This is a genomic window from Kosakonia sp. MUSA4 (assembly GCF_013085925.1).
In the GTDB taxonomy this organism is placed as follows: Bacteria; Pseudomonadota; Gammaproteobacteria; order Enterobacterales; family Enterobacteriaceae; genus Kosakonia; species Kosakonia sacchari_B.
The window spans coordinates 2,805,192-2,827,071 of record NZ_CP025697.1 but is presented as its reverse complement, the minus strand read 5'-3'; the positions used below and the strand labels follow the sequence as shown (position 1 = coordinate 2,827,071).

The 21,880-nt window shown below is 50.8% G+C and carries 21 protein-coding genes and 2 pseudogenes; 9 read left to right on the top strand and 14 right to left on the bottom strand.

Annotated features, from left to right (window positions below; translation table 11 throughout):
• Positions 1-169 precede the first annotated feature (169 nt).
• Genes C0557_RS13430 through C0557_RS13415 form a run of 4 tightly spaced genes read left to right on the top strand, consistent with a single transcriptional unit; the run spans position 170 to position 2,639 of the window.
• Entirely contained in the window at positions 170-748 is a 579-nt protein-coding gene (locus C0557_RS13430) for a cytochrome b (protein ID WP_208658784.1), read from the top strand.
• A gap of 13 nt (positions 749-761) precedes the next feature.
• A complete protein-coding gene (locus C0557_RS13425; protein ID WP_208658783.1) occupies positions 762-1,307 on the top strand; it encodes a tetratricopeptide repeat protein in 546 nt (181 codons plus the stop codon).
• A 22-nt stretch (positions 1,308-1,329) separates the two neighbouring features.
• The gene (locus tag C0557_RS13420) at positions 1,330-1,845 is read left to right on the top strand and encodes a sigma-70 family RNA polymerase sigma factor (RefSeq protein ID WP_208662936.1); all 516 of its coding nucleotides are present in this window, start codon (positions 1,330-1,332) and stop codon (positions 1,843-1,845) included.
• Positions 1,842-2,639, top strand: coding sequence for an anti-sigma factor (locus C0557_RS13415; protein ID WP_208658782.1), 798 nt, complete (start codon positions 1,842-1,844; stop codon positions 2,637-2,639). Before C0557_RS13420 ends, C0557_RS13415 begins: the two co-directional genes overlap by 4 nt.
• Before the next feature lie 46 nt (positions 2,640-2,685).
• Here the strand turns inward: C0557_RS13415 and C0557_RS13410 are convergent, their stop codons facing one another.
• Positions 2,686-3,264, bottom strand: a complete 579-nt coding sequence (locus tag C0557_RS13410; protein WP_208658781.1) for a YceI family protein — start codon at positions 3,262-3,264, stop codon at positions 2,686-2,688.
• A 131-nt stretch (positions 3,265-3,395) separates the two neighbouring features.
• On the bottom strand, positions 3,396-4,151 hold the full coding sequence (locus C0557_RS13405; protein ID WP_208658780.1) for an SDR family NAD(P)-dependent oxidoreductase: 756 nt from the start codon (positions 4,149-4,151) through the stop codon (positions 3,396-3,398).
• A 248-nt stretch (positions 4,152-4,399) separates the two neighbouring features.
• Here C0557_RS13405 and C0557_RS13400 point away from each other — a divergent pair, with 248 nt between their 5' ends.
• A complete protein-coding gene (locus C0557_RS13400; protein ID WP_208662934.1) occupies positions 4,400-5,260 on the top strand; it encodes an AraC family transcriptional regulator in 861 nt (286 codons plus the stop codon).
• A gap of 158 nt (positions 5,261-5,418) precedes the next feature.
• Here the strand turns inward: C0557_RS13400 and C0557_RS13395 are convergent, their stop codons facing one another.
• The 4 genes from C0557_RS13395 to blaCAR form a co-directional block, all read right to left on the bottom strand.
• Entirely contained in the window at positions 5,419-5,805 is a 387-nt protein-coding gene (locus C0557_RS13395) for a VOC family protein (RefSeq protein ID WP_208658779.1), read from the bottom strand.
• Between the two features lie 334 nt (positions 5,806-6,139).
• Positions 6,140-6,529: a VOC family protein gene (locus C0557_RS13390; protein WP_208658778.1), complete on the bottom strand. Its 390-nt coding sequence runs from the start codon at positions 6,527-6,529 to the stop codon at positions 6,140-6,142.
• Positions 6,530-6,805: 276 nt separating this feature from the next.
• Positions 6,806-7,984, bottom strand: coding sequence for a CocE/NonD family hydrolase (locus C0557_RS13385; protein WP_208658777.1), 1,179 nt, complete (start codon positions 7,982-7,984; stop codon positions 6,806-6,808).
• 502 nt (positions 7,985-8,486) lie between these two features.
• A complete protein-coding gene (blaCAR, locus tag C0557_RS13380) occupies positions 8,487-9,491 on the bottom strand; it encodes a CAR family subclass B3 metallo-beta-lactamase (RefSeq protein WP_208658776.1) in 1,005 nt (334 codons plus the stop codon).
• Positions 9,492-9,591: 100 nt separating this feature from the next.
• On the opposite strand from blaCAR, the gene C0557_RS13375 reads away from it, so the two are divergent.
• Positions 9,592-10,488 (top strand): LysR family transcriptional regulator, encoded by an 897-nt coding sequence (locus C0557_RS13375; RefSeq protein ID WP_208658775.1) that lies wholly within the window; start codon positions 9,592-9,594, stop codon positions 10,486-10,488.
• Between the two features lie 293 nt (positions 10,489-10,781).
• Here C0557_RS13375 and C0557_RS13370 read toward each other — a convergent pair whose 3' ends face one another.
• The 4 genes from C0557_RS13370 to silR all read right to left on the bottom strand — a co-directional run bounded on the left by C0557_RS13370 (position 10,782) and on the right by silR (position 14,108).
• A complete protein-coding gene (locus tag C0557_RS13370) occupies positions 10,782-11,132 on the bottom strand; it encodes a DUF305 domain-containing protein (protein WP_208658774.1) in 351 nt (116 codons plus the stop codon).
• A 144-nt stretch (positions 11,133-11,276) separates the two neighbouring features.
• Positions 11,277-11,708, bottom strand: a complete 432-nt coding sequence (locus C0557_RS13365) for a copper-binding protein (RefSeq protein ID WP_074779062.1) — start codon at positions 11,706-11,708, stop codon at positions 11,277-11,279.
• A gap of 251 nt (positions 11,709-11,959) precedes the next feature.
• On the bottom strand, positions 11,960-13,435 hold the full coding sequence (locus C0557_RS13360; protein WP_208658773.1) for a Cu(+)/Ag(+) sensor histidine kinase: 1,476 nt from the start codon (positions 13,433-13,435) through the stop codon (positions 11,960-11,962).
• The gene (silR, locus tag C0557_RS13355; RefSeq protein WP_208658772.1) at positions 13,428-14,108 is read right to left on the bottom strand and encodes a copper/silver response regulator transcription factor; all 681 of its coding nucleotides are present in this window, start codon (positions 14,106-14,108) and stop codon (positions 13,428-13,430) included. Before silR ends, C0557_RS13360 begins: the two co-directional genes overlap by 8 nt.
• 129 nt (positions 14,109-14,237) lie before the next feature.
• On the opposite strand from silR, the pseudogene C0557_RS13350 reads away from it, so the two are divergent.
• Together C0557_RS13350 and C0557_RS27460 are read left to right on the top strand one after the other, a co-directional pair.
• Positions 14,238-14,573 (top strand): annotated as a pseudogene (locus tag C0557_RS13350) (efflux RND transporter permease subunit); the annotation flags it as partial.
• Between the two features lie 431 nt (positions 14,574-15,004).
• Positions 15,005-15,145: pseudogene (locus C0557_RS27460) on the top strand (Arm DNA-binding domain-containing protein); the annotation flags it as partial.
• Between the two features lies 1 nt (position 15,146).
• Here the strand turns inward: C0557_RS27460 and C0557_RS13340 are convergent.
• A complete protein-coding gene (locus tag C0557_RS13340; protein ID WP_253073816.1) occupies positions 15,147-15,497 on the bottom strand; it encodes a DUF1304 domain-containing protein in 351 nt (116 codons plus the stop codon).
• 248 nt (positions 15,498-15,745) lie between these two features.
• Here C0557_RS13340 and C0557_RS13335 point away from each other — a divergent pair, with 248 nt between their 5' ends.
• Complete coding sequence (locus tag C0557_RS13335) at positions 15,746-16,690, top strand: MFS transporter (RefSeq protein ID WP_208658770.1); 945 nt, start codon at positions 15,746-15,748, stop codon at positions 16,688-16,690.
• An 850-nt stretch (positions 16,691-17,540) separates the two neighbouring features.
• Here the strand turns inward: C0557_RS13335 and C0557_RS13330 are convergent.
• From C0557_RS13330 to C0557_RS13320, 3 genes are all read right to left on the bottom strand, one after another.
• Entirely contained in the window at positions 17,541-18,890 is a 1,350-nt protein-coding gene (locus C0557_RS13330) for a GntP family permease (protein ID WP_208658769.1), read from the bottom strand.
• A 106-nt stretch (positions 18,891-18,996) separates the two neighbouring features.
• Positions 18,997-20,964 (bottom strand): YjhG/YagF family D-xylonate dehydratase, encoded by a 1,968-nt coding sequence (gene yjhG / locus C0557_RS13325; protein WP_208658768.1) that lies wholly within the window; start codon positions 20,962-20,964, stop codon positions 18,997-18,999.
• Positions 20,965-20,974: 10 nt separating this feature from the next.
• Positions 20,975-21,880 (bottom strand): dihydrodipicolinate synthase family protein, encoded by a 906-nt coding sequence (locus C0557_RS13320; RefSeq protein ID WP_208658767.1) that lies wholly within the window; start codon positions 21,878-21,880, stop codon positions 20,975-20,977.

Below are 21,880 nucleotides of genomic sequence, written 5' to 3'. Positions count from 1 at the left end.
TCTGGAATCGTGTGCGAGACATCTTTGCAAAGCCGAACGAAAAGAACAACAAACAGGCGACCTTTAACCTGCGCTGCGGGATAAAAAAGCGAAAAAAAGTATTTTTTATCGAATAGATCCAGAAGGTGTGGCGTTTACCCATCATCAACACACTGATGGAGTCTGATTTATGGCTGAAACAACGCCGCGGTTAACACGACAGCGCTACGATAGTTTTACCCTGGTACTGCATTGGGTCACCGCAGCCTGTGTCATTTTCCTGTTTGCCAGCGCACATATCTGGGATCAACTGGAGCGGGGGACGCCACTGAGAAAAGGGTTGCAGGCCGTTCATATCTCCTGCGGAATTCTACTGGCACTGGTGATGGTAATCCGGCCGCTATGGCGGCTATTCAGCCAGCACTCTCGCCAGTTTTCGATGCCGCCGGTTGAAGGCGCAAGGCTGGCTAAACTGCTTGCACATGGCATGCACGGCGCACTTTATCTCCTTCTTTTCGCACAAATCGTGCTCGGGTTTCTTTTCCGCTGGTCGCAGCAGGAGCCCTTCCAGTTTTTTGGTCTTTTCGATCTCTCTGGCAGCGTGCAGGTTGCACCAACGCTACGGCATACCCTCGCTCAGTGGCACGGCAATGTGGCCTGGGCGTTGGTTTCACTGGCGTTGGTGCATGCTCTGGCCGCGCTTTTTCATCACTACCTGTTACGGGACAGCGTACTGAGCCGTATGCTGCCTGGCCGTGCTTTTCGTTAACCCGGAGTTCACCATGAACCTGTTCTCGTTTTTACCTTCCGCCATTTTTCAACGTCTACTGCCGGTGGTGTTTGTTCTGCTCTCCACGCCGGTTTTTGCCGCAGGTGACGATAATACCAACAGCAAAACGCCGGATTGCCCCTCCGGGCAGGTGTATGACAGCACGACGAAACACTGCGTACCCGAGAAAACAAGCCAGCTCAGCGATGAAGATAAAACCCGTTATGCTTATCATCTGGCAAAAAAAGGGGAGTATCAGGCGGCCCTGGATCTGCTCAACACGCTGAAAAATGGCGATACTGCTGAGGCCTGGAATTACCGGGGCTATGCCACGCGTAAGCTGGGCCGTACTGATGAAGGTATCGGCTATTATCAACGTTCCATTGCACTCGATCCGACCTATGCCAAAGTACGTGAATACCTTGGTGAAGCATGGCTGGTGAAAGGGCGCCCTGACCTGGCAAAAGCGCAACTGGAAACCATCGCCACACTTTGCGGCCATCGTTGCGAAGAGTACAAGGATCTGCAGGCGGCTATTGACGGCCATCCTGAATCCTGAGTAATGGTATGAGGATAAAAAAATCACTACCAGTGACGTCCGTCAGCATCTTGCTGAACATCTGACACGCCTGTGGCGCTATGGGCTGGTTCTGTCGCGTAACCGTGAGGTTGCCGAAGAACTGGTTCAGTCTACCTGTCTCCGCGCGCTTGAAAAAAGCGCGCAGTTTACCCCCGGCACACGCATTGACAGCTGGTTATTCACTATCCTGCATTCCATCTGGATTTCAGAGGTGCGCGCTCGCCGGGTGCGCATGGGGCAGGGGTTCGTCGAAAGCGATGAATTACTGGCACCGGATACGTATGAACAGGATGAGGCTCGCCTGCACTATGCGAAAATTATGCAGTACGTGAGCGCTCTGCCGGAAGCACAACGCAATGCGGTATTTTTAGTCTATGTTGAAGGTTTTACCTATCAGGAGGCTGCGGATACATTGTCTGTCCCGATTGGCACGATCATGAGCCGGCTGGCTACGGCGAGGGCGAAAATCGCCCAGGTTATTCACGCGCCGCACCCTGTACAGGAGAAGCGATATTGAAATCAATGAGATTTACAGCGCCGTACAGCGATGAGGCGATAGTCGCCTGGCTGGATGGCGAAATGCAGGCAAGTGATGCAGAGCGCTTTGAGGTCGCGCTCGGTCAGGATCAACAACTGGCGGAACGAACCGAAGCGTTAAGGCTCAACCAGGCTGACATTGCCCGCGCCTTCGCGCCCCTGCTAAAAGAGGCACCGCAGTCTCGCCTGGAGGCGCAACTGGCCAATGTGCTCGCCCAACCACCGGCAACCACTCCAGGGACCACGGGAGTCAGCCGACGCGCGTTGATCGCGGCCTCGCTCAGTTTTCTGGTTATCGGTTCAGGGCTGGGCTATTTCGCACGGCCTGCAACAAAGGCTCAGGGTGAGAGCGAGAAAATTCGTGACCTTGAGGCACAGTATATGTCTTTGTACAGTGCAGAAACGTTGCTTGATGCAGACAGTTCCCCATCAGCATTGCAGCGTGGGCTGGCGCGTACGGCACAAGACATAGGTTTGCAGGCGAATGAGCAGCAACTTGTGCTGCACGGGGCAGAGCTGAAAATGGTGCGTATGCTGCGCTATGACAGCACCTCGATTGCGCAAATCGCCTGGATGCATGCCGATTATGGCCCGATGGCGCTGTGTATTTCACCGGACCGCCAGCCAGCCAGCACAGAACTGAATCAAGAGCAGCGCCATACGATGAATCTCGTCTGGTGGCATTCCAGCGGCTACCAGTTTGTGTTGATTGGCCGTAACCCTGCTGCCCAACTGAAACAAAACGCACTGACGTTGCAGGCTGCACTTGCATAGCCAAAGAGACACGCCGGTATGCCAGCTAACTGGCTACCGGAGAGGTTTATACGGCCTGATGCAGGCGGGCCTGAATATCAATATTGATTATCACCTTGTCATCTACCAGCGCAGCGAAACTGTCCATATTGAATGCTGAGCGTGAAATCGCCGTTGAGGCATGCAGATAAATGTTCTCAGCCCCGGTGAGCCCGGCGTTCTTCCCCATCAGTAAGGCATCCAGAATGACCGGGCGCGAGACGTTCTTAACCGCCAGTGTGCCAAAAATACGAAAATGGCCCTGTCCCAGTACCACCACGCGGCTACTGATGAAAGTGATGTTCGGATAGCGTCCCGCGTCAAAAAAAAGAGTGCTTTTCATCTGCCAGGTCAACAGTTGGTTAGACGCCTTCAGCGTCGCCACCGGAATGGAAACAGTGATAGTGTCGCCCTCGTCGTTTCCGGCATTGAGTGCAATATCACCGGTCACGTCTCCCAGTCTGGCCTCAGACGTATCCCCAAAGGCATGCCAGGAGAGGGTAATCGTCGTTTTCTGCGTGTTGATACTGTAGTTAGCCGGGCTGGCATATAACGAAAAGGAAGTGATTAAAAATCCGAGAGTGATTGCAGGCACGATACGCGTCATGGTGATAGTCCTTGATGTGTTTAGCGTGTAAACGTGCCAGCCCTGTTTTTTATTCGATTCTCGTATCGTCGTGGTTCAATGACAGACCGGGGAAACGATAGATTCCACCCGTAGCGGAATCTATCGAGCGATTAAATCGACTGTCCACCGGAAACTTCAATGCGCTGGCCGTTGACCCATCGGTTATCCTCACCCAACAGGCTGGCAATCATCGGGCCGATATCGTCAGGTAGTCCCACGCGACCAAGCGCCGTCATACCTGCAAAGGCTTTGTTGTAATCGGGAATGTCACGTACAGCCCCTCCCAGGAAGTCCGTTTCGATAGCGCCAGGAGCAATGGCATTGACTGTAATGCCGCGGCTGCCCAGCTCTTTCGCCATATAAACGGTGAGCACTTCAACCGCGCCTTTGGCCGCCGAGTAGGCCGAGAACCCGGGGAACGATACGCGAGTCAGACCCGATGAGAAATTGATGATCCGTCCGCCATTGGCCAGCATCGGCAGAAGTGACTGCGTCAGGAAAAATACCCCCTTCACGTGAACGTCAAAGAGCGCGTCAAACTGTTCCTCAGTGGTGTCCGCGAAGTCGGCCATTTCGCCATGCCCGGCGTTATTGATCAGATGGTCGAACGTATCGCGCCCCCAGTTGTCTTGCAATGTTGCGCGTACGGCGGCCACGAAATCGAGAAAGGAGGACACGTTGCTCACGTCCAGTTGAAGCGCAATTGCCTTACGACCAAGGGACTGAATGTCAGCCGCCACTGCGTCTGCTGCTGCTTTACCATTACGATAGGTGATGATCACATCGCCGCCATGGCGGGCAATGCTCAGTGCAGTATTTCGACCAAGGCCCCGACTGGCACCGGTCACAAGAGAAATAGTTGTCATGAAATATCTCCTAATGAGTGGAGATAAAATAGTAACCAGCACAAAGCATTTTAGGTTGCCCGATAATAGCGAAAACTTGCCTGATAATTTTGAAATTTCTATTCAGCCAGAACTGCACTAATATTGGTAAGCACTCAAATCACATTTAATAGCCTAAAAATATGATGTCGACGAGCCGATTATCTGAAGAATGCAGCGTAGACACCGATGAGTCTGAAGGTGCAAAGACGACTGCGGCGCTGCTACGGGTGGCGCGGCAATATGCCGACGCGCATCTCAATAAAGAAGGTGTGGCAACAACCCCGATTCCAGGGGTATTCATTTTAAGTGAGAGCGCACCTTCCTTGTTGCAGTTCGCCATTACTCAACCGCTGGTCGCACTTGTGCTGCAAGGGCGCAAGCGCGTGACGATGGGCAGTCATACTTTTGATTTTGGCGCGGGGGAGTCTTTGCTGGTGACTGTGGATGTGCCGACAGTAAGCCAGGTTATCACCGCCAGCGCCGCCACCCCCTATTATTCACTGGTCGTGGAACTTGACGCCGCAGTGATTACCGAATTGGTTGGCGATATGGGGAAACTGGAGGCAACTGCGGATTTGCCCGTGAGGGTTGACCAGATCGAAGAGGACGTTGCAGAAGCTGCGTTGCGACTGCTGAAATTGCTCGACAGACCGCACGCGTTAAAGATGCTGGGTCGCCAGTTGGTGCGCGAGTTGCATTACTGGCTGCTCTCCGGACGATATGGCAAATCTGTGCGTGCCCTCGGAAACACGGATAGCCATGCTCGCCGGATCGCCCGGGCTGTCGAGATTATTCGGACTCAATATGATCAGCCGTTGCGAATCAAAACGCTGGCCGACGCAGCGGGGATGAGTATTTCGGTATTCCATACGCATTTTCGCAATGTCACTACGCTCACACCTCTGCAATTTCAGAAACAGTTGCGCCTGGTCGAAGCGCGCAGACGTATGCTTGCGCAAGGCGCTGCGGTTAGCACCGCTGCCCACGGCGTCGGCTATGAGAGTGTGACGCAGTTTACCCGTGAATATTCGCGTATGTTCGGCCAACCACCGGCTCGCAGCATCCGTGACGCGCGCGAAAGTGAGTAGTCGGCGAAGCCCGGCATAGTTCGCTTTGATTAAGGGTAGTGTTGCATCGACCCGTTGAACTCACAGCGAAGAGCGGTCCTTTAAGCCATTGTGTATCAGATGTAGGACTAACACTGGCATGTGATAATCAATGGGGGGCAGGTCAGGGCTAATATCGGTTATACCCAAGCCTTATTTTGTATAACAACTCTGTACTTATCGGGATCAATAAACGTCTTTCCATTCACATCCCAATAAGGATTAAAGGAATTTACCTCTTTGAAACCCGCCTCGCTCATCCTTGCGCAGGTCTGTTCCCATTCATCTTTTTCCGGATAATACAGAACGAGCAAATCTTCCTCTGTCTGGGAAGGTGGTACCGGATGGTTCTGGCATACTGTCATTTCAATATGCCAGGCCAAACCTTTGTTGCCTAACATTATGCCGTTGAAACCATCATGATCAGTGAATTCAGAAACTTTTTGCAGGCCTAATCCATAGCTGTACATCAGAAAAGATCGTTCAAGGTTCGTAACGGGCCTTGCAATGCGCATGTGAGTAAACATCCCAGATATTCCTTTTAATGTATTCAGGCTGCGAAATCTGGTCTGATTTTACATACGACAACTTTTTTGATTTGTCCGTTAGAGCCATGAATCTTGCTCGAATTATGCACGTCTGCTTTTGGCACTGAGCGGCCTGGCACGGCGGAAGGTCTGCTACGAGCGAGGAACGGAAATACAGCAAATGATGTAAGTGATTTTCATGATACAGAGGCAGTAATTATGCCAAACGCATCAATTGACCAACGCTTTTATTGAACTGATACCGCCCGTCAGACGATCCTGCCTGAATATGTGCGCAGGATCGTCTATCAGCATTGGGGAAGTATATTAGCGACTATCGCGTCTCGTGGTAAACCGCCTCTATGTTGTACCCATCAGGATCAAGGATGAACGCGGCGTAATATCCAGGGTGATAATGGGGCCTGTAACCCGGCGCACCATTATCTTTTCCACCGGCCTGGAGGGCGACACGGTGGAATGCCTCAACTTCCTCTTTGTTTTTTGCATTGAAGGCAAGATGCATCCGGGGTGTGGAGGGAGTGCCCTGTTTTAACCAGAACGCACCACCAGGATCTCGCCCTTCATCGAGTTGGGCGGGACCAAAACCTACCGCCTTGCCCGGAAATTCAAGCCGGATAATATGACCAAGACTGGCAAGAACACTTGTGTAAAATTGCTTACTGACTTCAAGATTTATGACGTTGAATCCGGTGTGGTCAATCATGTTTTTACTCCCGTCAGCAAAGAAGAATATTCAGTAAAACATTCAACCATCGGGTGAAGTTTGATTTGGTATAAGAACTGGTGATTGTGTCTGTTCTTTTCCTGTGTAAAACGATCCTCGCAGAGCCGGTATGTTTGTTCTCTATTGATTCTCGCACAGATATTTGTATGGTCCGCTTTTGGTATTTAACGGATAGTACCAGAAGAAAGGATGCTCTAAGCAAGGAAGAAGCTTAATGTCGCACAAACACCACGGTCGCGGTTATATCAGCTTATTTCAATGCGTTATCTCTGAGGCGTAATTATTGTTGATAGCGTAGAGAGTGCATTTAGGTGCCCCTTTCCGTTGTTGCTTTGTACAGATACTAAGTGCCGTTGCGGCAGCTTCCTGATTGTTCCTGGCCCAGTATGCAGCGCCCCAGTCCCCGTCCGGATCGGTAGCAAATGCTTTTTCATATCGCTGCGTTGCTTCATACTCGGAAAAGGATTTTTTTCCGGCAGCATTCAGGCCTGGTGGTTCAATGAGATTTACGACTGGAAGCTTGATTATCTCCTGAAAAGGCTGATGGTACTGCTCAAGAAAAGTAGCAACGGTATTCCACCAGAAACTCTCCGGCGCAGAATCCATAAAGACATGGCCATCCTTCCCATAAGGAGGCATGACGATAAAGTGGGCCGGGCTCTTACTCTGCTGATAGGCATTAAACATCTCTCTGCCTATATCCGGGGGAAACGACTTATCATTTTCTGCGTAAAGCCACAGCGAAGGGAGCTTCGCTGTTTTTCCGTATTGTGCATAAGATTTCATTAGCCCTGTCTTATCACAAAGGGATTTCCCGTCGATAGCCCCTCTACCACCATCAAAATTTATAACCACCTTTACGCCTCGCGGATTTGTTGCACCCGTTGCGATAACAGCAAATCCACCGGCGGACATACCAACCAGCATCGCATTATCAGCGGATGCCCATGAGTTCCGGCGTACGGCGTCAAGCGCTGCAACCATATTTTGGACGTCCTGTTCTCCAGCCTGAAGATGAAAAGGCTGGAAGCATGAGTGTCCTGTATATTCTGCCGCGCCACTGGACTGACCATATCCCTGCCGCAGGACAACCACCGCAGCATATCCGTGACGTGCAAACGCAATTGCTGTTGAGGAATAACGGTTTGGGTTAAGCGTCCATCGGTCAAACTCGGCCGTACCGGTAGTTCCATTGGTGATTAGCACAACCGGCAAAGGCTTCTTGCTAACCGGCCGTGTGACAAAAGCATCAAGTATTGCAGGCTGGCCGTTATTTAAAGTGACGGACAGCGTCAGTGGTTCCCTGATCAACCCGCTTATCTGTTGATATTCGTCCGTGTCCGTTAAAGATTCTGCGTGCCCCGGTAAACTTATGATGAAGCCTGTTAATGACAAAAAGAAAGATGCTGAGTGAGTTATAAAACGGCTGAACATCAGAAGATATCCTTAATTGGCCTGGAGATATACCGCTTTGCAGTTGCGTACTGGCAGGTAAAAACGCTAATGCTGACAATGCCACTGTATTAATGACTTAAGATTCTTAATCCACCAAGTGAGATGAAGTACATTAACGTAAGTAAATATTTTCGATTGATATCAGCACGTAAAACAGGTGTAAATGAGATTTCTGCACGCAATCGTACTACAGCTATCTGACAGGAGTAGCGTCAGCCTCCTGGTCTTATTGCCCCTCGTCTGTATATCCATAAGGTCCGCTCCTGGCACAAAGTTGCCTGCCAACTCAATGGGAAAGACGACATCTCTGTTCGACTGTATCCATTCTTCGTTATAAACAGGAATACAAGATGTCAGGGGGATTACACCAGAATACGGACATTAAATATCAGCAGGAAATCCGGCCCATACAGGTGGAAAAGGGCCGGAATTCGTCTGAACAGGGCAAACAGCACCACACACTGAGTGTCAACGCTCAGGCTTACTTCGCCGTTTTGGCCTGCTCAACTTTCAGGCGTTCGCTGGCACCGAGACGAAGCTGTTCGAGTTGTTTGATAATCTCCGCGGCATCGTCCATGGGATGAGGCTGACCAGGCTGACGTTCTTTGAGGCGGGCTGCCGCTTCAATCATGCCATTGCTGAAAGGGTGTGAAGTGAGATGCACTCTTATCGGATGTTGGGGATCGCTCACCATTTTTTTGATGCGATCAATACTACGGATGTAAGCCTCAACCTGTTGTGGGCCGTCTATTGCATTTAAACCAAGACCGCCCACCGTGATGGCTTTATACGTTTCATTACCATCCTTAACATCAAACACATATGATGCAGTGCCCCAGGTATGTCCTGGTGTTGAGAACGCCTGAATGCTTGTATCGCCTACGGTCAGTATTTCACCATCCTTGATCTCAATGCCATCGGCAGAGGGCATGGTCCATGCGCCTGGCTTACCCTGCGATTTTTGGGCATCCTGACGTGCTTCGATCCAGCCTTCGCGGGTCATGGCAATCTTCGCGTTGGTCAATGCTTTGAGGCGGGATATGCCCCCGGCGTGGTCAAAATGACCGTGGGTTACCAGCACCAGTTTGATATCTGCTGAATCAAAACCGAGTTTTTTGATATTTTCAAGGAGCCTGTCGGTGTATGGCTCATACAATGTATCAATCAAAACCAGGCCGTCACTTGTTTTCAGCAGCCATGCCGATACCCAGCATATTCCAACATAGTAAACATTATCAAAAACCTGAAAGGGGGGGATTGACTGAATCTCTTCATTATTCAGCCACTTGCCCAGCTCTGCTGGCATTTTCCCGGTTCTTCCAAACTCGGTGAACAAATCATTAATGGTTGATGACGGACCACAGCCTGCCATCGGCGTTGCATCTGCTGCGGCGGTTTCTGATATCTGAGCGTTCGCAGTCCCTCCGGCCATCAGCAGGATTAAGGTAAGTAAAAGAGAGCGGGTTTTCAGCATGTTGCATTCCATTGTGGGTTGACCAGGCTTTGTACTATAGTTGCTTCATTCGATCGGATATACCGCCAAAAAAGCAATAAGACGTTGCATAAAACGGACATTAGGGTGAAATATGGACCGCCTGACAGCCATGAAGGTTTTCATCAATGTGGTCGAACTGGGGAGTCTGACTGCTGCAGCAAACAGGATGGAGATTTCACGTGCCATGGCAACCCGCTACATTGCTTCGCTCGAAAGCGAGCTCCGGGTACGCTTGTTGCACAGAACCAGCCGCTGCCTCGGCCCGACCAGTGACGGCTGCAATATTCTTTCTTTTTGCCGACAAATCATTGCGTTGAATGAAGATATTGATTTAGCCACAGCAGGCAGACACACCGAGCCTCAGGGGCTAATTCGCGTGGCCAGTAGTATTTCGTTCGGACAGTCTTATCTGGCGGGTGCCATCACCCGTTATGTTGAGCTGTTTCCAAAAACGTCAGTCGAAATGGTGCTGGGAGATCATGCGGTGAACCTGAATGAGGGATCTGTCGATCTGGCCATCATTGTGGGTAGTGAGCCGGCACCGGGTATGATTTCACGTTTGCTGACCCGCTGCCCTTCAGTTGTTTGCGCGGCTCCGGCCTATCTCGACCGTTGCGGCGAGCCCGATCATCCTGATGACTTGCGCCAGCACAACTGCCTGAATCATACCCGTTTTGGTAACACGTGGCGCTTCACTCCTTCGTCGGGGGAGCCGAACATGCCTGTTATCGAAGTGGAGGTTTCAGGCAGCATTGCTGCAAATGATTCCATGGTACTGCTCTCTGCAGCGCTGAGCGGAAAAGGGATCGTACATTTACCCGCCTTCACATGCTCATCGGATATTCAATCCGGAGCATTGGTCGCATTATTTCGTGACTACCAATTACCGCAACTGGATGTGTGTGCTGTGTATGCTTCGCGTAAGTACTTACCCGCAACCACCCGGTCGCTGCTGGATTTCCTGTTAACCGATATCATCCGTACTTAGGGCGATTTTTGTCACGATAGCCAGCAGGCCCGCTATTTTGCAACCGTAACACACGGAGAAGGGATTTGGGCTGCATGGGGTTTTTCGATGCAGAAAGAAGACGTTATGGAATAGCCTTATGCTGTTCTGCGACCATGGCGGGTATTTTATAAGCTATGTAATATTGTAGATAATTAAGATGTATTTTAAATAAAAAACCCGAAATAAATCGGGTTTTGATTATTTTACGATTAACAGGGCTCTGTGCTCAGGGATGTATTTTGATTGCTCTGAGTTTTGATTGTCAGCAATATTTATTTATGATTGCTGACCCATTTATTCATCTGCTCGATTTCACCTTTCTGCGCTTTTATGATGTCCTGCGCAAGCTTTCTCATTTCGGGATCTTTTCCATATTTGAGCTCGGTTTCAGCCATTGCTATCGCACCTTCATGATGCGGAATCATGCCTTTAGCAAACGCTTTATCAGGATCAGGGTCTTTAAAGGCTGTCATCATTTTTTCATGCATGTCGTTCATACCAGTCATATATTCCTGCGACGATGCCGATGATGTCATATCAGTCATTTTCATCGCTGAGTGTTCGGCGGACATCGCTGGTAGAGATAACATTAATATAACAAAAAGAGAGTTTTTGATTTTCATAAAATAAATCCTTTGTGAGTTCCGTACCCGGTAATTGTAGCTGAGAGAGATAAAAGCCCCCTGGCGGGGGCAAACTATAGCCACATATTCGGTCAAGAAAAAATCTATCAAGGAAAGGTAACAACGTGCTCATTACAGTTGAATTCAGCTGGCTTTGATCATTCGACGGTGAGCTTCGGCCATAGCCTGATGCGGTCCGAACTGACCGTTCTTCATGGTTTCATGGGCAACAGCAGCCCTTTCATGTTCATCCATAGCCGCGAAGGAGAGTGACGGGCGAGTACCGTTAGCGGAGTGAGTTCCCATCATCTTCTGGTGATTTTCCACCCTTTTCTGGTGTGTATCAGCCGAGCCATTATTCATGGTCTCATGAGCAATAATAGCCTGTTCATGCTGATTCATATCGACTATCTGTGGCGCTAAGCCCTGGATCGCGGAAGGAACCGAAGCCGACTGCATCTGGTGAGCCGGAGCCTGCGCATTATTGACACGCTCATGAATATTAACGGTGTCAGTGGCCCAGGCCGTTGAAATTACGCCAAGACCTAAAACAGATACTAATACGATATTTTTCATGGTAACTCTCCATTACTGAATTAATAATGTCCGGAAATTGTGGTCAATGCTTTCAGTTTCAGAATCTAATGATACTGCTCAGCCCTTATTTTTCGGACGGCTGGCTGTATATTCATCTCATGGCGTACTATTAATGACCCGTATTGATGAAGTCATTCAGCCTTACTGATAAGTTGTATTAATTATATCGAATGGTCTCTGTTTGCCGCGTGACAACCTAATGACATCTTTGTCATTTTTATTCCTGAACATCAATGCTGATTTGCCGGGTTTATAATATCCAGTCCTGGCACTGATAATATGAAGCGTGTCGAGTAAGCATCCGATTCCACGCGGACTTTTCCGTGATGTGCGGTCACGATTGATTTCACAATGGCAAGACCTATACCGCTGCCTTCTCCTTTTCGCTGCCTGGATGGATCTACCCGATAAAAGCGGTCAAACAGTCTTGGCAAATGTTCTTCAGGGATAGGTTTTCCCGGATTTTCGACTATGAGGTCACAATAGTTTTCCTGTTCTCTCATCGAGACGGTCACCGCTTGTCCTTCTGGTGTATAGCGTAAGGCATTGGATAACAGGTTATTGATTGCTCTTCTGAACATCTGTGGATCGCCTTCTATCAGGCAGGGTATACCGTTGAACTTCAGCATGATGTTGCGTTCTTCCGCCCAGGCTTCGAAAAAATCAAAGACTTTAATGACCTCTGCACTCAAATCAAATATTACCCGGTCTGAGATCAACTGATTATTGTCAGCCTGTGCAAGGAAAAGCATATCGCTGACCATCTTTGTCATCCGGTTGTACTCTTCCAGGCTGGAGTACAGGACATCCTCGAGCTCCTTCTGTGTCCGGTCCTGGCTCAGCGCAATTTCAGTTTGCGTCACCAGATTGGTGATCGGGGTTCTGATTTCGTGCGCGATATCTGCAGAGAAATTGGCCTGGCGGGTAAAAACATCCTCAATTTTTCCAATCATATGATTGAAAGAGATGACCAGCTGTTCAAGCTCAATGGGAACGCGTGATGGTTCAAGCCTGGCATCAAGATTCTCAGAGGTGATATTTTTAATCGCATTGCTGACGTTACGCAGAGGCAGATGCCCCTGACGAACTGCAATCCGAATAATAAGAATAATGAGCAGGCTGATAACAGTGGCAATGGCAACCAGATTCTTTTTAAGCGCATCAAGATAGTGAAGATGAAAATTAATGGAGAGCCCGATAAGCATGACGTAGTTCTGGCTTTTCCCCTGAAATGCCGTTACCCCTGATGAGGCGATTATCCTGTACGTTTCCATTTTCATATCAGGGGAGGAGAGCATCGGCCGGGCAGGAGCCTCCACAGTCCAGAGAAAAACATCCCGTGCGCGGCTGTGCTCGCTAAAGTCTGCCGTATTCACAGCCGGGCGTAATGCTGTTCCTTGTGCCGAACTGAATAATACCTCTCCCTGGGGATTAAGAAGCAGAACGGCAACGTTGCGGTAGCTGGCTATCGATTCCTTGATTTTACTTATCTTTTTCTCATCGGTATCCGCCGGGGATTGCAATAAACGCTGCATCGTGGTGCTAATTTGTTGCAGATCGCTGACATCCTGCTCGGCAAAATGATTTTCAACGGAATGCAGCATAAACCAGGTAAACGCGATAAAAGCCAGTATCGTGGACAGGCTGATAAAAAAAGTCAGCCTCAGGGCAAGGGAGAACGGGCGTCTGGCGGGCTGGTTACGCATCCGGGAGCTCCAGCATGTAGCCCACGCCGCGGACCGTCTGGATCAGTTTCGGCTCGTAATCATTGTCTATTTTAGCCCGAAGCCGCTTTACCGCGACGTCAATCGCGTTAGTGTCGCTATCAAAATTCATGTCCCAGACCTGGGATGCTATCAGAGAGCGGGGCAACACTTCTCCCTGATGACGAATGAAAAACTCCAGTAAGCTGAACTCCTTACTGGTCAACAGAATACGGTTTCCCGCCCTGTTAACCTTTCTCGATACCAGATCCAGCGTCAGATCGGCAACCTTAAACTGGCTTTCAGATATCACTGTATTGCCACGACGCAGGAGGGTTCTGACACGAGCCAGAAGTTCGGCGAATGCAAAGGGTTTAACCAGATAATCATCTGCACCGAGTTCAAGCCCCTTGACGCGATGCTCGATAGTTCCGAGGGCAGAGAGTAATAACACCGGCATACCCTTACCCGCTGTACGAAGCATACGTATAATATCCCAGCCATTCACATCCGGGAGCATGATATCCAGAATCAGCAAATCGTATTCTGCCGTCATGGCGAGATGATATCCGGTCAGACCGTTGTCGGCGTGATCAACCACGAACCCGGCCTCGGTAAGCCCCTTGCTGAGATACTCACCTGTTTTGATTTCATCTTCAACGATCAGTATTTTCATCTTATCCCCTATAAGCCTTCCCCTGCCATTCTAGTGAGCGTAAGTCCGTTATCAACGGCTTAAAGTAAAAATGACAACATTGTCATTAACTTGTCACCAGCCAAACAGAGTGCCTTCGTTAGAGTGATCTTATCCATCTTCACGGTTATCTGGCCACTGAGTCAGATTGGCGGTGAGTTTCTGCCGAAGATCAATGAAGGTGACCTGCTTTACATGCCGTCGACTTTGCCAGGCGTCTCTCTGGCAGAGGCCGCTGCGCTCCTGCAGACCACGGATAAATTAATCAAAACCGTTCCTGAAATGGCCTCTGTTTTTGGCAAGACCGGTAAAGCAGAGACAGCAACAGATTCCGCATCGCTCGAAATGGTGGAAACCACGATTCAGCTTAAACCTGAAGATCAGTGGCGACCCGGTATGACGATTGACAAAATTATTGACGAACTCGACAAGATTCTGGCCGCGCCGTAGCGAGATTTCGTGAGACACACGAAAAGAAAAAATCCACGCAACGGCGTGGATTTTCGGGGGATTGTTGATGATCATGCGATGTGTGAGATCGCATGAAACAACAGAAGTGATTTAGACGTTGAACCGTGACTTGTATTGTATTTTATTGATATTTATTGTTTTATTTATCGTTTTGTCTTTCTCGTACTCATGATTGTACTCATTTTGGAAATGGCTCGCTTTCGAAATGCGCAGTTCGTATGTTCGATTCCATAACCGGCACCATTTCAAACTTTTGCCAAGTCTACCGAAATCAACTCAAAGCCCGTATACGGCTAGTTTCTAGCCCGTACCTTATCTTTTGGTATCAACTGGACTCAACTGGAATCAAATCACAGTTGGGGGCATAAGTGGGGGCATTCTGTGTTCGGTTTTGGGAGATGCCCCCAATGAAGCTTAATGCTCGACAAGTCGATACCGCTAAATCCAGAGAGAAAGCCTACAAACAGTCGGATGGCGCTGGTTTGTATCTTGAGGTTGTTCCCTCCGGTTCCAGATACTGCCGCATGAAATATCGCTTCAACGGGAAATTCACTGCATCAGCAGGGCAATCAAAGCAAGCAGCGCCGGAAGCGCTTGCACAAAGAGTATTTTCCGGCTGGCTGTTAAGGCACCGAAAACCCCGGCAATCAGCACGCAGATCAGGAAAAAGAGGGTAACTGGGACGCCGCTTGCACCCAGCCATAAACCCCAACATAACCCCGCCGCGAGAAAGCCGTTATACAGCCCCTGGTTCGCGGCCAGCACACGGGTGTCGCGTGCAAACTCCGCGCTAAGATTAAAAGCTTTGTGGCCTGTTCTGGTGTCCCACAAAAACATTTCGAGCACCAGAATGTACAGATGAATGGCGACGACAATCGCAACGAGAACAGTAGCTAACACAGGATACCTTACTGGATAAGGGCAGGTGACGTGGAGTATAGATAATTGTGGCGGCTGGCGCAGCGGGCACGATGAGGATTATGCGTTTTTCGCGTCTCATCGCGTTTTGCCTCATCGCCAATATGACTGACGACAGATTTGAGCAAGGGAGCGGGTAATAATGAACATCTACGAAAAACAGTATCGGGAACTGATAGTAAACGGAGAAGTCACCTGGACCGGGATCGGTTAACCAGCGGAAGTTACTGATGTTCACTCAGGGAGCGATGGGGGGACTGGGGATCGTGCTTGGCTTGATGACGGTGGGAGGGATGATTCAACTGTGGCATCTGTATGTGTTCGCCTTTCTTTTCGGCACTATGACGGCGGTTGATGCCCCGGTTCGCCAGACATTTGTGTCAGAACTTGTCGGCGAAAGCGATCTCTCCAATGCCGTTGCGCTGAACTCGATGTTTTTTAATGCCGGACGTTTTATCGGCCCTGCGGTTTCAGGCGTGCTCATCGCCTCTGCCGGAACCGGATGGTGCTTTCTGATCAATGGTTTCTCATTTCTGGGCATCCTGGCCTCACTTTTTTTCCTGAGAAAAACAGAGCTGAATCTTTCCGGCAGGGCATCGCGGCGCAAGGGCGCATTTACCGAAGGCCTGCGTTATGTCCGTGGGCGCCCGGATCTGATGGCGATTCTGTTGATGCTTTTTTTTATCGGAACATTTGGTCTGAATTTCCCCATATTCCTCTCTTCTATGGGGATAAGGATCTTCCATGCTGATGCTGCCAGCTATGGTTTTCTGTCATCCGTTATCGCCACGGGAACCATCGCGGGAGCGTTACTGAATGCGGGTTATGACCGCATTCAATTCCGCCATCTGGTGGTCAGTGCCGGTACGTTCGCATGTGGTTGTGCCGCTGCTGCATTATCTCCTGATTACGGTTTTTTTGCGGCGTCACTTGTCGTCACCGGGGTTGCAGCCATGTTTTTCACCAATGCCACGAACAGCCTGATGCAGCTTTCAACCGCGCCGGTAATGCGCGGGCGGGTGATGGCGCTGAGGGTGGCTGTTGCCATGGGAGCCACGCCGATCGGCGCACCAATGACGGGCTGGGTGACCGGCTGTCACGTTACCCGGCAGATGCACTCTGCTGCGGCACGTTCTGGCTGCGGGAGGATTTCCTCGCGCTCGATGCCAGCCTGACAGATGAGCAGATACGACTGGCCATGAAAGTGGCACAGAAAAACCAGGATGCCGCGATCGGACTGAACTGGGATGTACTTCAGATGGCGATTGAAAGCGTTAAAAGCTGAGGAACGGCAGGCAGTGCGCTGAGGAAGAGAGGAAAACGAAAAAAGGGGCAGGGGACATCATCTCCTGCCGACTACATAAACTCAGTGGCACCTGAACCTTGTGCTCTTTATCCCACTTATTCTGGCAGACGAACCTTAACTGAACATTAATTAACCATAAAAATAGCGTGGTAACCGGGTTTTTCACGCACATCTCCTGTCCGCAGAATAAGGCTGTCGCTGCGCTCCGCTTCTCTGCCGCCATCCGTCCTGCCGTCCGTCCGGCTGCGGGCCGGAAGTGCCGTGCCCTCACTGTAGCCGGGCTGCTTCTCAAACAAGCGAAGCTGCCGCCGGCCTGCTCACCGATTCCCCGCCGTGCGCGGGACATTCAGTCCGCTCCGGCGGCGCGTGCGGCTTCGAGTCCGCACTTGTTTGCTCAGCTGTTTGCCCGTCTGTGTGGCGGTCACGGCACCACAGGGGTGCCCCTTCATACACAGGAGCAGAACATGGTCCCGTTTCATGCAGGGTGACAGCGTGCAACTGATGGCCACTGGATCGCCACGGGTTTAACAGACACCTCAGAGTCATTCCATTCCATTAAGGGGGACGTTAAGTATCGATTTGTCATTGATATTAAGGCGACGTGATGGTAGTGAAACGACGGGCGCAGCCTGTTCCTAGCGGCCCTGCGGGAGGAGTGGGTGTCTTATCCGGCCTACGAAATCGAACCTGTAGGCCAGACAAACGTAGTGCCCCGGTGGTTATATAATAAAGCTGGCGAGCAGAATAAAGATCAGCCCACTGATGGATAACAGCGTGGACATTAGCGTCCATGATAACAGCGTTTCTTTGGTGGTCAGACCGAAAAAGTCTTTAATCATCCAGAAACTGGCGTCGTTGACGTGGGAACAGATACAGGACCCGGCACCGGTCGCCAGTGTAATCAAGGCTAGATTTGTATTGGGATGTACCGCCAACAACGGGATGACCAGACCTGAGGTAGAGATCGCCGCGACGGTGGCTGAACCCAGACAAATACGCAGGAATGCTGCCACGCCCCAGGCCATCAGGATCGGGTTAATATCCATGCCCGAAACCAGGGTGGAAATATACTGACCGACGCCAGAGTCGATGAGAACCTGCTTGAATGCGCCGCCTCCACCGATAATCAGAAGCAGACCGGCAATTCCTGCAATTGCTTTTCCGCAGGAATCCATCAGGTCCGGGATTGTTTTCCCACGGCCCAGTCCCATGGTATAGATCGCGAACAGCAGTGAAATCAGCATGGCGATCGTCGAGTTACCCAGGAACAGAATCACGTTGTAGAACAAGCCTGAATCAGCAGCGCTTTTGGCATGGGTCATCTGGATGATGGTGACGACTGCCATCAGGATCACCGGCAACATTGCCGTGAGAAAACTGATCCCAAAGCCAGGCATTTCGCTTTCGCTGAACCGACGGGTCGCGCCGAGAGAGGCAATATTCCCCTCTTTTTTAAAGGCGTCCGGAATAATGCGCTGGCAGAATTTATTCAATATCGGGCCGCAAAGAATAAAGGTCGGGATGCCCACAATGATACCGTATATCAGTACCAGTCCTACATCCGCGCCATATTCACGGGCGATAACTGTCGGGCCGGGGTGGGGGGGTAAAAAACCGTGTGCGACCAGCAAACCAGACAGCATCGGCACACACATAAACATCGGCGATATTTTCGCTTCACGGGCAATAGCGAATAAAATAGGTATCAGAAGAATTAAGCCGACTTCGAAAAAAAGTGCAATACCGATAATAAATGCCGAGGAAACCACCGCCCAGTCAAGTTTATTTTTCCCGAAATAATTCAGCATGGTCAGCGCTATTCGCTGTGCACCGCCCGCATCGGCCAGCAAGCGACCGAGCATGACACCGAAGCCAAATATCAAACCAATATGGCCCAGTGTACCGCCAAGCCCGGATTCAACCGAGGTAACGACTTTATTTAAATTCATACCACTGGCGATGGCGACAGCAATCGAGACAATAATTAACGAAACAAACGTATTGAGCTTAATTTTTATGGTTAAAAGCAGGAGTAAAGCAATCCCTGCCACAACGATAATAAGTGGCATAACGTCCTCTCATAATAGGGTAGCGACCCATCATTATCCGGCTGCGCAAATAACGAATAATGCGTAGCCGGATAATTCAGGTGTCTGGATGTTTTTATTTTTTCTTTCAGTTTTTATTCATATAATCGTGCAAAGCCGCGCCGATTTTATTTACATCATAAATACAACCCGTCCATGTCCCGCCACTAACGGCCTGAAGCATTGCCCATAGCCGGGTATCATCTGGCAGTTCAGGATCGGGAAGTAAATCCTGATGGCTGGGTCTGGCGTTTAATATTGCAGTAGCCTCCTCCTGTGAAGGTAAGTGTTCATCGTTACGGGTTCCGAGGAAATTGACTTCGCCCTGGAGCTGGCGGCAATCAATTTTAATTTCAATGATATCCCCGGTGCGTAATTTACCGATGGGGCCACCAGCCAGCGCCTCTGGCCCCACATGGCCGATGCATGCTCCAGTGGAAACGCCTGAGAAACGCGCATCGGTGATGAGTGAAACATGCTTACCGTAGGACAGATGTTTCAGGGCACTGGTCACCTGGTAAGTCTCCTCCATCCCGGTACCGGAAGGACCAACGCCGATAATGACCAGAATATCGCCCGCTTTGATCTTGTCATGCTTGATATCGTAAATCGCACTTTTCTCGGACAGATAAACCTTCGCCACACCTTTATGGTAATAGATACCCTGATCATCAATCACCGAGGGATCGATGGCAGTGGATTTGATCACCGATCCTTCTGGCGCAATATTGCCCACCGGGAAGGTGATAGTTGAGGTCAATCCGCGCTCTTGGGCTTGCTGCGGCGACATGATTACCTCGTCGGCCTTGATTTGCTCCTGTTCGAGCAGGAGTTGCTTGAACCGCCGACGCCGTTCGGAGTGCTCCCACCAGTCGAGGTTTTCCTTCAGTGTGCTGCCGGTAACGGTCATAACGTCTTCATGCAACAATCCGAGGCTGCGCAGATGCAACATGACTTCCGGAACGCCGCCTGCCATGAAGGCATTAACCGTCGGATGATAAACCGGACCATTGGGCAGTACGCTCACCAGGCGGGGTACGCGCTTGTTGATGCGGATCCAGTCGTCAACGCTTGGGATATGGCAACCCGCCTGGTGAGCAATTGCCGGGATGTGCAACAGCAGGTTGGTTGAACCGCCGAACGCCGCGTGGACCACCATTGCATTTTCAATCGCTTTATCGGTGAGAATTTCCCGGGTGGTGATGCCTTTTTTACACAGGTTCAGCGCCGCTCGCGCGGAAGCTCTGGCAATCTCCTGCCACACAGGCTCGCCGGAAGGTGCCAGGGCTGAGTGCGGGATTGCCAGCCCCAGACCTTCGGCCACCACCTGCGATGTCCCGGCAGTGCCCAAAAATTGACAACCGCCACCGGAAGAGGCACAGGCCTTACAGCCCGCACGGCGTGCGTCCTGCAGTGATAATTCGCCATTAGCGAAGCGTGCGCCGATGGTCTGCACCTTGCCGTTGTCTTCTCCGCCTTTTGCGGGCAGCGTCGCACCACCGGGCACCAGCACGGTCGCAATATCGGGCTGTGCGGCGAGTGCCATCATGGTGGCCGGAAGCCCCTTGTCACAACTCGCCACACCAATGACAGCTTTCGCACCGGGCAGAGAGCGAATTAGACGGCGCATCACCATTGAGGCGTCATTACGGTATGGCAGCGAATCAAACATACCCGTTGTGCCTTGCGTACGTCCGTCACAAGGATCGGAAACATATACGGCATAAGGCAGGGCGCGGTTTGCTTTAATAACCTCGGCCGCCGCTTTCATCTGGATATCCAACTCGTAGTGTCCCTGGTGCAGCGCCAGCGCGACGGGCTTACCGTCTGCACCACGTAAACCACCGAGCGTGCTGAGTAGTAAAATACCGTCCCGATCCAGCTCGTCCGGAGACCAGCCCATTCCGGCATTCATGGTCATACCGAACAGATCCCCGCTCGGGCTGTTGATAAGCATCTCCATGGTTAATGGTAGTTCGCCGTCCGGGCCATCGGCGTGTGTTCTGACGGTGTAGATATCGTGACACTCGTCAGCAAAAATAGTTCGAACAGACATGGGCTTCTCCTCAGACCGGTAATATGCCCTGCGCGATAAGCAGCGCGCGGACTTTATCTTTGGCTTCTTCTGATGCTTCAAGAATCGGTGGCAAGCAATAAGTCTCTACCGGCAACCCGACACACTGCATGCTGTATTTGATCAATGAGACAAACGGTGTTTCCAGGGCGTAAATCGAGGGCAGTTGCAGCAGCTTTTTATTCAGCGTCGCGGCGGTTGCAAGATCGCCTTCGCGGCAGGCGCGGTAGATGCTGATGGAGAGTTCCGGAGCAAAGTTAGCACTGGCGGTTATCGCACCGTCACCACCCAGCAGCATCGTGTTCAGTAAGTGGTCATCATAACCGCAGAATACAGAAAATGACGGGCGCACCGCTTTAATGGTATTGATCATCGTGCGCAGGTGACCGACGCTGTCGATAGTGTCTTTGATGCCGACGATATTATCGTTTTGCAGAGCCAGACGCTTAACGGTCTCTGGAGTTAAGTCCTGGCCCGTCAGATCCGGAAAGTTGTACAGAATAACCGGCAGGGTGACGCTACGGGCAATCTGCTTGTAATAGTCATCAAGATTTTGTGGCGCGACTTTCCAGTAGTAGGGGTTGATAGCGACGATACCATCAGCGCCGCAAGCTTGTGCATGTCTCGCCAGTTTGACCGCTTCGTCGGTGGAGGGTGAACCGACGCCAATCAATACCGGTACCCGTCCGTTGACAACGGCCACGGCTTCTTCGGCGAGCGCCATGCGCTGGGTGGTAGTCATCTGGCTAAATTCACCGCCAGTGCCCAGGTAAAACAGCCCGTCTACCCCTTTATTAATCAGGAAGTCAGCAACTTCGCGCATTGCCGTTTTATCAAGGGTTCCGTCACGATGAAACGTGCTGGATACCGGTGGAATAATGCCGCTGAATTTTTTCAT